The sequence below is a fragment of the Streptomyces sp. NPDC037288 genome (assembly GCF_055603265.1).
In genome coordinates this window covers 1-9,566 of sequence record NZ_JBVJVY010000099.1, presented here as the reverse complement: position 1 = coordinate 9,566, position 9,566 = coordinate 1, and the positions used below count along the sequence as shown (strand labels likewise).

General features: G+C 63.1%; 10 protein-coding genes and 4 pseudogenes. 10 read left to right on the top strand and 4 right to left on the bottom strand.

Translation table 11 applies throughout. The annotated features are described in order from the left end of the window. Window positions 1–609: 609 nt before the first annotated feature. Window positions 610–2,133, top strand: a complete 1,524-nt coding sequence (locus ACZ7GZ_RS41065; RefSeq protein ID WP_471032682.1) for a YHS domain-containing protein — start codon at window positions 610–612, stop codon at window positions 2,131–2,133. Window positions 2,134–2,146: 13 nt separating this feature from the next. On the opposite strand, the gene ACZ7GZ_RS41060 is transcribed toward ACZ7GZ_RS41065, so the two are convergent. Continuing rightward, window positions 2,147–2,293, bottom strand: a complete 147-nt coding sequence (locus ACZ7GZ_RS41060) for a hypothetical protein (RefSeq protein ID WP_471032690.1) — start codon at window positions 2,291–2,293, stop codon at window positions 2,147–2,149. Here ACZ7GZ_RS41060 and ACZ7GZ_RS41055 point away from each other — a divergent pair. The 7 genes from ACZ7GZ_RS41055 to ACZ7GZ_RS41025 all read left to right on the top strand — a co-directional run bounded on the left by ACZ7GZ_RS41055 (window position 2,228) and on the right by ACZ7GZ_RS41025 (window position 6,060). After that, window positions 2,228–2,431: a toluene-4-monooxygenase system B family protein gene (locus ACZ7GZ_RS41055; protein WP_471032687.1), complete on the top strand. Its 204-nt coding sequence runs from the start codon at window positions 2,228–2,230 to the stop codon at window positions 2,429–2,431. The two genes, ACZ7GZ_RS41060 and ACZ7GZ_RS41055, sit on opposite strands and share 66 nt — an antisense overlap. Beyond that, window positions 2,428–2,778 (top strand): Rieske 2Fe-2S domain-containing protein, encoded by a 351-nt coding sequence (locus ACZ7GZ_RS41050; protein WP_471032679.1) that lies wholly within the window; start codon window positions 2,428–2,430, stop codon window positions 2,776–2,778. The genes ACZ7GZ_RS41055 and ACZ7GZ_RS41050 overlap by 4 nt, the downstream gene beginning before the upstream one ends. A 2-nt stretch (window positions 2,779–2,780) precedes the next feature. Next, window positions 2,781–3,137, top strand: coding sequence for an MmoB/DmpM family protein (locus tag ACZ7GZ_RS41045; protein WP_471032677.1), 357 nt, complete (start codon window positions 2,781–2,783; stop codon window positions 3,135–3,137). 37 nt (window positions 3,138–3,174) lie between these two features. After that, entirely contained in the window at window positions 3,175–4,134 is a 960-nt protein-coding gene (locus ACZ7GZ_RS41040) for a ferritin family protein (protein ID WP_471032674.1), read from the top strand. Between the two features lie 180 nt (window positions 4,135–4,314). Further along, window positions 4,315–5,034, top strand: a complete 720-nt coding sequence (gene nthB / locus ACZ7GZ_RS41035) for a nitrile hydratase subunit beta (protein ID WP_471032673.1) — start codon at window positions 4,315–4,317, stop codon at window positions 5,032–5,034. A gap of 31 nt (window positions 5,035–5,065) precedes the next feature. Continuing rightward, window positions 5,066–5,686 (top strand): nitrile hydratase subunit alpha, encoded by a 621-nt coding sequence (nthA, locus tag ACZ7GZ_RS41030; RefSeq protein WP_471032671.1) that lies wholly within the window; start codon window positions 5,066–5,068, stop codon window positions 5,684–5,686. Continuing rightward, the gene (locus tag ACZ7GZ_RS41025) at window positions 5,686–6,060 is read left to right on the top strand and encodes a nitrile hydratase accessory protein (protein WP_471032684.1); all 375 of its coding nucleotides are present in this window, start codon (window positions 5,686–5,688) and stop codon (window positions 6,058–6,060) included. The genes nthA and ACZ7GZ_RS41025 overlap by 1 nt, the downstream gene beginning before the upstream one ends. Before the next feature lie 114 nt (window positions 6,061–6,174). Here the strand turns inward: ACZ7GZ_RS41025 and ACZ7GZ_RS41020 are convergent. After that, a pseudogene (locus ACZ7GZ_RS41020) lies at window positions 6,175–7,397 on the bottom strand (IS256 family transposase). Here ACZ7GZ_RS41020 and ACZ7GZ_RS41015 point away from each other — a divergent pair. Together ACZ7GZ_RS41015 and ACZ7GZ_RS41010 are read left to right on the top strand one after the other, a co-directional pair. Further along, a pseudogene (locus tag ACZ7GZ_RS41015) lies at window positions 7,284–7,615 on the top strand (transposase); the annotation flags it as partial. The pseudogenes ACZ7GZ_RS41020 and ACZ7GZ_RS41015 sit on opposite strands and share 114 nt — an antisense overlap. Window positions 7,616–7,641: 26 nt before the next feature. Then, window positions 7,642–7,770 (top strand): annotated as a pseudogene (locus tag ACZ7GZ_RS41010) (IS3 family transposase); the annotation flags it as partial. A gap of 569 nt (window positions 7,771–8,339) precedes the next feature. On the opposite strand, the pseudogene ACZ7GZ_RS41005 reads toward ACZ7GZ_RS41010, so the two are convergent. Both ACZ7GZ_RS41005 and ACZ7GZ_RS41000 read right to left on the bottom strand, forming a co-directional pair. After that, window positions 8,340–8,594: pseudogene (locus tag ACZ7GZ_RS41005) on the bottom strand (transposase); the annotation flags it as partial. Window positions 8,595–9,317: 723 nt separating this feature from the next. After that, complete coding sequence (locus tag ACZ7GZ_RS41000; protein ID WP_471032669.1) at window positions 9,318–9,524, bottom strand: hypothetical protein; 207 nt, start codon at window positions 9,522–9,524, stop codon at window positions 9,318–9,320. Window positions 9,525–9,566 lie beyond the last annotated feature (42 nt).

The following is a 9,566-nucleotide window of genomic DNA, read 5'->3' as shown; positions in this document are numbered from 1 at the left end:
CCTCACCAAGCGCATAACGGACGAGACGACACCAACCTGGCGAGGGACTTACTAGAACAGAAAGGGCAATTCGCCTAGATCAAATGCCCTCTTAGCCAGCTCCTGCGGCGTACGACCGGCTTTGACCAGCTCGACTATCTGGCGACGGAACTCCGGCGGATAGGCCGGACGCGTCCTTGGCACGATGAACTCCTTCTTGGCGGGGACCAGTGTCCCCAAGCGGGAAGGTGTCCACCAAACCGAAGCAAGATCACCTCCGCCTGCCCCGCCAGCGGATCAACGTACTGTTCGCGATACTCCGCGACGGCACCTTCTACGCACCCAGAACCCCACCCCTCGCTTGACGAAAGACATAGAGGCGCCTCGGGTGTGAGCCCTGGGGCCGAAGCCAGGCCACCTGCGTGACCGGCCTGCGTTCACAAGCTCACAATGTCACCAAGTTTGCGTCCGTTCCCTCGTCCGCAGCCTCTATGCGCGGTGGGTCGTGATCGGTCTACTGAATGGGTACAGCGTTCTGCACAGATGCTGGTCTCGATCGCTGTGCACCGCAGTCCACGACACAAAATGGCTCGCGCTTGTGCCATCGAGCCATGGAAGGAGAGGACAGACATGCCTCGACTTGCCCGATCAGTCTGGTACGACCTCGCCCGTGACATGAACTGGACGCTGTCGTACGTCGATGAAGCAGAGGCATTCCCTGACACCATGTGTGCCAAATTCGGCATGTCAGCCGAGTCCTGGTGGTCGTGGGACGAGCCCTACAAGATCAGCTATCGCGAGTACGTGCACAATCAGACGGTAAAGGAAGCGTCTGTCTACGCGGTGAACTCCGTAGTCACTCGTTCGGCTACGTATGAACAGCTCGATCCGGGCTGGAAGTCAGCCGCACTGATCCACTTCAGCGCTGCGCCATTCACGGAATACATGGCAGGATTCGGCGATCTGCGGATGGCTCGGTTCGGGCGCGCGGCTGCATGGCGCAACCAGGCAGTGTACGGCTTCCTGGACGAAATCCGTCACACCCAGATCCATCTCTACTTCTCCTACCAGCTGCTGGGTAAGGAGCCCCGGGTCGACTGGGCAAACAAGGAGCAGCACACCAACAACTGGGGCGCAATCGCCAACCGCTCTGAGATCGAAGACATGGCCGTGGCTTCCGACGCTGTCACGATCGGAGTGCAGCTGCCGTTCTCGTTGGAGACCGGCTTCACCAATCTGCACTTCATGAGTCTGGCTGCCGATGCCCTCAGCGTAGGCGACATCGACTTCGCGTCATTGGTGTCCTCGGTCCAGACCGACGAGGCACGTCACGCTCAGCAGGGCGGGGCAACGATCGCGGTGCTGACGGCCAATGGCCGTAAGGACGTGGCCCAGCGTCTGGTCGAGATCTCGTTCTGGCGGGGGTGGCGGCTGTTTTCCCTGCTCACCGGCGTCTCGACGGACTACTACTCGCCGCTGGAGCATCGTGCGCGCTCGTTCAAGGAGTTTATGAACGAGTGGATCATCAAGCAGTTCCTTGACCAGATCCGTGAAGTCGGACTGGAGAAGCCTTGGTACTGGGATGACCACTTCCTGCCGGAAGTGGAGTGGATACACCACGCCTATCATCTGGGGCTGTGGTACCTGCGGCCCACTTTGTGGTGGGATCCGGATGCTGGAATGTCGGCGACTGAACGAGACTGGCTTGAAGAGAAGTACCCCGGGTGGAACAAAACCTTCGGCAAGCCGTGGGACGTGATTACACAGAACGTCCGGGAAGGCAGGCTTGAACGTACCGTTTCGGAGACGCTGCCCATTCTGTGCAACCTCTGCAACCTGGCGATCCTCACCCCGGTAGGCCACCTTGCAGGTCACCTAGCGTCTCCGGATCCGCTGACGGTCGAGTACAACGGCCGCAAGTACAGTTTCTGCTCCGCGCCCTGTAAATGGATTTTCGAACAGGACCCGGACCGTTATGCCGGCCACCTCACGCTTTCCGATCGGTTTGCCGCCGGTCATATTCAGCCCGCGACCCTGGAGGGTGTGCTGGCGTACATGGGCATCTCGCCTGAGGAGAGCGGAAAGGACGCTACTGGGTACGCGTGGGCTGATCTCAAGCAGGCGATGCCGGCAACTCCCCTACGGCGTGCCTGAGTGTGGCTGGATTTCACTTCCCTTGCAGCGCGACGAGCAGAGTGGAGGAATCGTGTCTGTAATTTTCGTCCGAGCCGTATTCGACGGTGACCTGATGGTTCGACTCATCCCGATCGACGATGCTGACTCGTTGGCGGTCGTGGCCGAGATGGTAGCTCACCAGGCAGTCGGAGTGATGGTCCCTCCGCAGGACCGGCCCATAGAGGTCTGGCACGACGACAACCGGCTGGACCCAAAGGAAACCGTCCAAAGTACGGGCATAGGCCCAATGGATATATTGCGGGTGGCGTACGCGTGAGTGACAACGCCCGCTGGGTGACGGCCTTGGCTGATGACGAGCTACTCGAAGGGGAAGTTCTGGGCGTCGAGATCGAAGGCCAGGATATTCTGCTCGTGCGTCTCATTGACGGCCCCGCCAAGGCCTTCCAGGGAATATGTCCGCATCAAGGATCCCTGCTGGCTGACGGTGACTGGGACATGGACAGTAATACCCTCGTCTGTCCCAGTCACCTGTGGGAGTTCGATTTGACCAATGGTCGAGGGATCAATCCGGAGAACTGCCGGCTCCGTGAATACCCTGTCCGCCTGAACGGTAAGTGGCTGGACATCGCCGTTCCGACTAACACAGACAAGGTGAGCAGTTGACGGTGAACGTGCAAGACGAAGGCCAAGGGGTCCACGAAAGGCCGCGTCCTGGCCCAAAGTTGGTCGGGCCGATCATACGCGGGACGGATTCTGAACTCGCGGATGCAATCATCGCCGCCATCGAAGCAGACAACCAAGACAACGGCGTCCAAGTAATCGACAGGGGAGGTTACATACGCATTCAGGCGGCATGGGAGTGCCGACTCACCCGAGCAAGCCTCGAAGACGAGCTTGGCTTCGCCTACCCGCTGTCGCAGATTGAAAATGTCCTCACCGCCTTCGCCGGACGGATGCGGGCCACCGAGGATCAATTGACCTGGTATCTGGAGAATCGGGAGACCGACAGTGCAAAGTCGTAAGTCCTCAAAAGCGAAGGCGTGGAGCACACTCGGCGACGTGAAGAGGAAACCGAGTGAGTACGAAGTCGTGAACGCGCAATTCCTCCACAGCTTCCGACGTGAGCCCGCCCCGTTTGAGATCTCTCCCGACGCGCCTGTGAACCAGTGGTACCGAAGGTACCGCGAAGGGTCGCCATTTCAGGTTGAGGATTGGGAATCCTTTCGCGACCCGCACCGCCTGACGTACAGGAAGTACGTTCTGCAGCAACACGGTCGAGAGATCTACGTGGATGCTCTCATCGATGAACATGAATCTGCGGAAGCGATCGAGAACCTTCAGCCGGAATGGGTTCAGGTCCTCCAGAAACTTGCGGTACCCATGCGGTTTCCTCTGCACGTGCTCCAGATGGCGATCATGTACGTGTCGCAAATGGCGCCAACCGCCTACATTGTGAACTGCGCCGCTTTCCAGGCCGGCGATGAACTGCGCCGCATTCAATGGCTCGCCTACTGGGTGAAGTCCCTGTCACTGGCTCACGGTGACCACCTGGCTGCCACCGCCACGGCGCGCGACACATGGGAAAATGACCCCCTGTGGCAACCACTGCGGCGAGCGCTGGAACAGCTCCTTGCCGTCCGTGACTGGGGAGAAGCGTTCGCGGCCTTGAACCTCGCCCTTAAGCCTGCGCTCGACACGCTCCTCAATGGTAGCCTCGCTCTCCTGGCCAAGCAGAACGGTGATGCACTGCTGGCCTCCCTGCTCAAGGAGTTCGGGCAGGACAGCCGTCGCAGCCGTGACTGGAGTACGGCCCTGACCCTTCATGCCATCGAGCAACGGCCGGAGCTGCGGGAGATCTTGAGCTCCTGGACGTCGCCCTGGCAGCGCACCGCGGCCGAGGCGGTGACCTCTCTGAGTGGGCTCTTCACCGAGGCGCCCAGCCCTCTGGCGGCGGATGACGTCGCGGACCACGTGGCCGCACAACTCACCACCATCAACCGGGATTGCAGGCTCAGTTGAGATGGTGGGCTTGCCGCAGGCTTGAGCCAGTGCTGAAATGTGGTTGGAAGGTGCGAGGAAGTCCTTCCAACCACATGGCTCGCATAAGCAACTTTATGCAACAGGGCTCTTGACAGGTGCTCAGGAGGCCCCTTCCCGTAACACGGAAATGAACGGCAAGAGGACTGCAAGGAGCCTTCGATGATCGGAATCCACGATGTTGGCGGATACCACATGGGCCCGATCGAGACGAAGGACGACTTGGTGTTCCATGAGCCGTGGGAGGGGTTGGTCTTCTCCTTGGCCCTGGTGAGCGCCGTCCAGGGCAGTTGGTCGCTGGCCGAGTTCCGCCACATCATCGAGCAGATGCCACCGGCTGAGTATCTGTGGACTCCTTACTACGTGCACTGGCTTGAGGCGGTGGAGGAGCTTTGCGTTCGGGACGGCTTCGTCACCCCTGAGGAACTCACCGCCCGGCGACAGGTTATTCGCAACGGTGAGACACCGCCGGCCCTGCCAGTCCAGACCGACCCGGAGGTCGCGCAGAGTCTGCGGGAAGGTATCCAGAACCTCGCGTACACCGGTCTCGGCGTACGCCGACCGGACCAACCGCGGTCATTCCAGGCCGGCGATCGCGTCCGCGCCCGGGTGCTTGCCGTTTCCGGTCACACACGGCTGCCGTGGTACGTGTGGGGCAAGCCCGGGGTGGTCGTATCCTACAGCGGCACCTACCCCTTGCCCGACACCGAGGCGACCGGCGGAGACGACCCGGAACCGACATACATGGTCCGCTTTGCGGGCACCGACCTATGGGGCCCGGCTACGGAGACAAATGTCAGCGTCGTGTTGAGTCTTTTCGAGTCGTACATGGATCTCGATCCCGAGGCCACCGCCGTAGGGCAGGACGCTGTCTCCCAGTAAGCGAAGGATCCGGAGGAGAAGGTCATCCGACATGGGCGAAAACAACCACCGGCCGCGTGAGCTCTCCGAGGGTGAGGTTCGAGCGAGGGCTCTGGAGTCGTTGCTGCGCGAAAAGGGCGTGCTGCAGGGCGAGGTCGTGGACGAGATCATCGACATCTACACCAATGACATTGGACCGCTGAACGGGGCTCGCGCCATCGCCAGGGCGTGGACGGATCCGGCGTTCAGGAGTCGCCTGTTGGAGAACGCCACCAAGGCTGTCGCCGAACTCGGAATCGGCGGCATGGAGGGCGAGAACTTGGTGGCTGTGGAGAACACGGACGAAGTCCACCACGTGATCGTCTGCACCCTGTGCTCCTGCTACCCCTGGCCGGTCCTGGGTCTGCCCCCGCGCTGGTACAAGGACACACCCTATCGTGCGCGCGTCGTGCGTGAACCCCGCGCCGTTCTCAGGGAGTTCGGCACGGTTGTCCCAGACGATAGTGAGATCAGGGTCCTCGACAGCAACGCCGAGGTCCGCTACTTCGTGATTCCGCAGCGCCCCAAGGGTTCGGAACACATGTCCGAGGAAGAGCTCACTGCGCTGGTGACGCGCGACTCCATGGTCGGCGTGACCGTTCTTCCGGATATCGAACCAAAGGTGGCCAGGTGATGACTCAGAACTCAGTCGTCGGTGCCGTGGGCGCCCAGGGTGCCGTGGTGGACCGGAGCGTCAGCGGCTGTATTGACGGCCCACTTGCCATGCCGCGCAGCAACGGTGAGCTGGTCTTCGAAGCTCCTTGGCAAAGCCGCGCGTTCGGCATGGCCGTCACGCTGTCTCAGGCCGGACTCTTCACGTGGGAGACCTTCCGCGGCCATTTGGTGCAGGCGATCGCGGAGAAGGGTCAGGACGGGGTCGAGGAGTATTATCTGCGCTGGCTCGACGCGCTGGAGATGTCGCTGGCGGGAACTGGCGTACTCGACTCTCAGCTCCTGCACGACCGTGAGGACCAGTTCCGCGCCCGGACGCGCGACGAGATCTTCTGATCGACGGCTCGGTAAGCCAGAGCGCAGACGTGCTGCCTGCACCCCGACCGACCCCACCCGGTCACGTCCACTGGAGTGGTGTATCGACGGCCACTCGGTGATCTCTTTTTGAGGCTATGCGGTGAGTTCGGTGGGCAGGACGGTCTCGTCGGTTTCTGACTCGATCGGGTGGAGGCGGGCCTTGGCGAGGAGCTCGCGGCCCATGTAGCGGCGGGCTTCGGTCCACTCGTCGTTCTGCTCGGCCAGGACCGCGCCGACCAGGCGGATCAGGGCGGTTCGGTCGGGGAAGATGCCGACCACGTCGGTGCGGCGGCGGATCTCCTTGTTCAGCCGTTCCTGCGGGTTGTTCGACCAGATCTGCCGCCAGATCTCGCGTGGGAACGCGGTGAACGCCAGCACGTCGCCCTGAGGCGTCCAAGTGGGCTGCGACTTTGGGGAACTTGGCTTCGAGTGCGTCCAGGACGTGCCGCATCTGAGCCTGGACCGCGTCGGTGTCGGGTTGTTCGAAGATGGTCCGCAGCAGCGTGGCGACCCACGGCTGGGCCGACTTGGGGACCTGGCTCAGCAGCGCGCGGGCGTAGTGGGTGCGGCATCGCTGCCAGTTCGCGCCGGGCAAGGTGGCGCCGATCGCGTTGACCAGGCCCATGTGCGCGTCGGAGATGACCAGCTGGACCCCGGACAGGCCGCGGGCGATCAGTGAGCGTAGGAAGGCCAGCCAGCCGGCGCCGTCCTCGGCGGTGGCCACGTCCAGGCCGAGGATCTCGCGGTGCCCCGTCGGCGTTGACGCCGACCGCGATCAGCGCGTGCACGTTGATGATGCGGCCGCCCTAGCGGACCTTCTGCGTGAGCGCGTCCACCCAGACGAAGGCGTAGGGGCCGGCATCCAGGGGAGGGTTGCGGAATGCGGCGACCTGCTCGTCCAGATGCTTGGCCATCGCTCTGACCTGGGACTTCGACAGCTGGGTCACCCCGAGCGACTCGGCGAGCCTCTCGACCCGGCGCGTGCTCACGCCCAGCAGGTAGGCGGTGGCGACCACCGAGATCAGGGCCTGCTCGGCCCGCCGACGGCGCTCCAGCAACCAGTGCGGGAAGTAACTGCCTGACCTAAGCTTGAGGATCGCCAGTTCGACGGTGCCTGCCCTCGTGTCCCACTCACGCGGGCGATAGCCGTTGTGAACCGTTCCGGGTTCGGTAGGGACTCGATCGTTTGAGAGGATCGAGTTATGGCACGTCCTTCCCGGTACCCGCTTGAGCTGCGCCGTCGTGCGGTGCGGATGGTCGCCGAGGTGCGGCCGGAGTACGACACCGAGTGGTCCGCGATGGAAGCAGTCGCCCAGAAACTGGGCATCGGCACGACCGAGACGCTGCGCAAGTGGGTGCGGCAGGACCAGATCGGCGCCGGGACCCGCCCGGGCACCACGACGGAGGAATCCGCGCAGGCCAAGGCGATGAAGGAGATCGCCGAGTTGAAGCGGGCGAACGAAATCCTCAAGGCCGCGGCGTCTTTCTACGCGGCCGGGCTCGACCGGCCACACACACGCTCGTAGCGTTCATCGACGGGAGTTGCTCGATAGGACCTCCTGGCCCAGCCGGGCCGCCGCCCGAACCGCGATCTTCGACTTCATCGAAGGCTGGTACAACTTGCACCGACTGCACAGCAGCCTCGGCTACCGCAGTCCCGCCGAATACGAGACCGCACTCGCAGCGTGACGACCACACCGACAGTGTCCGTCAAAGCGGAACACTCACTGTGGCGCTGGCGCACGATCGAGGGCGGCCTGCTGAACGTCGCCCCTGACCTCTCCGCGCCCCACTACACTCCAGCCATCCGAAGAAACCTACCGGTCAGACAGCGAAATCCTGCTGGAGTCTACGGCCCGATCAACGCCAGCGTGAGAGACCTGGCCCGAGTCTGCTGCACGGTGTTCGAATACGCACGGCCATCAGGCGGAATTTCACGCTGGCAGAAGTTCGGTGGTGCAGGGCATCGCGCGACCCGCTCCCGGTGTCCTGTCTGAGCCCACCCCATGAATAACTCCCTCATGACTGGGCCTCTGTGCACGCATTACTCCCTTATCCGAGCGATGACCCAAGCGGCAACCGCTATAAACACGGCCAGGAAGATTAAGCCCCCTAAATCGTCAGTTCCTATTCCCATCAGCGTTCCTCTCGTCAGGGGGCGTAGCTCATGACACGACTTTCTCAAGCCATATCACTCCGGATGTCGCGGCACCAGCTGGGCAGCCTTACGCGTCCGTGCCCGCGCCTTTGCGGAAGAAGAGGCGGATCATGCTCTCGGAGTGCTGGGGTTTGGTCTCGTGGTCGCGGGCGAGGCGGCGACGCATCATGGTCCATCCGAAACTTCGCTCCGCCACCCAGCGCCGGGGCAGTACCGAGAAGCCCTTGACCTGGCTGTTTCTGGGGACGACGTCTACATCGATACCGAGTCGCGCGGCGTGCTCGACTGCCTGGTTCTTGTAGCCGTGCTCGACCCAGGCGTTGGTGACGGTGGGGTGGGTATCGGCAAGCCGTGTGGGTGTGCCGTACGGGCGGCGGAGGCCGGCAGTGACCGGTCGGCGTAGGGCGCGCCCCTGAGCAGGTGGCCCATCGACTGGCAGTTCGCCGACTGTGAGCTGCAATTTTCATCACCAATGATCAACGGTCGTCGGCGGGCATCGGTTCACCGGCCTCGTAGGCCGCACACCGTGTGCAGCCCGGGTGCAGGCAGGTGTGGATACGCCACCCCCGCCGACTGCTCTCACAACCCGGCGCCTGCCACGAATAGGGAATCAAGTCCAGAGCACGCCGCGCAGCGTCGCGGGCACCCGCAAGGGACTCTGGGTTCCCCGGAGTTTCCAGCCACCACAAAGCCCACTTCAAGGCCTCGGAGGCGGCGGTCGGATCAGGGACGCGGCGTGCTACTGGCAAGGCCACAGGCTCCGGAACGTCGGAGCGGAAAGGCCATGGCGCGCACGCACGCAGGAGGCCGGCCGCAGCGAGAAACAACTTGTGTCGCACGCCCTTACAACCCCGCGTCGGGGCAGTCACGTCACGGCTAAGAAAGCATGATCATCCCAATGAGCGAGCTGGAGCTGCACGCCCCGATGCACAACCAGCCGAGCGCCCAGCGTGCCGCGTCGATGTCAGGCGACTGAGTTCTGGGCTAGGCAAGCGCAAGGCCCTTCGCGCCGACCAGCTCGCCGAGGCAGCCGTCCGGACCGCTGAGCGCCGGCACATCAATCTCCCCGGCAAGATACTCACGGCCACTTGGTGCACCCGCCGGTCATGGACGTGACGGCTCTCAGCCAGCAGGTCGCCGAGCTGACCAGGCCATCGAGGCCCCGGGCGCGGGCGTCGTGGCGGTTGCCGGGGAGGGGCCGTCCGGCCGCCACGGCCAGCCGTGTGTTGGCCGCTACTGACTTCAGCTCGTCGGGGTGAATCTTCACGAAGTCCCTGATGGGCATGGATGGGTGGCTGTATCCCGTGGTGTGTGAGGTATGCGGATG

Coding starts and splice junctions, on each gene's coding strand:
- nthA (WP_471032671.1), top strand. CDS start 5,066: ATGGGCGAAAACAACCACCGGCCGCGTGAGCTCTCCGAGGGTGAGGTT.
- ACZ7GZ_RS41025 (WP_471032684.1), top strand. CDS start 5,686: ATGACTCAGAACTCAGTCGTCGGTGCCGTGGGCGCCCAGGGTGCCGTG.
- ACZ7GZ_RS41065 (WP_471032682.1), top strand. CDS start 610: ATGCCTCGACTTGCCCGATCAGTCTGGTACGACCTCGCCCGTGACATG.
- ACZ7GZ_RS41055 (WP_471032687.1), top strand. CDS start 2,228: ATGGTTCGACTCATCCCGATCGACGATGCTGACTCGTTGGCGGTCGTG.
- ACZ7GZ_RS41000 (WP_471032669.1), bottom strand. CDS start 9,524: ATGCCCATCAGGGACTTCGTGAAGATTCACCCCGACGAGCTGAAGTCA.
- nthB (WP_471032673.1), top strand. CDS start 4,315: ATGATCGGAATCCACGATGTTGGCGGATACCACATGGGCCCGATCGAG.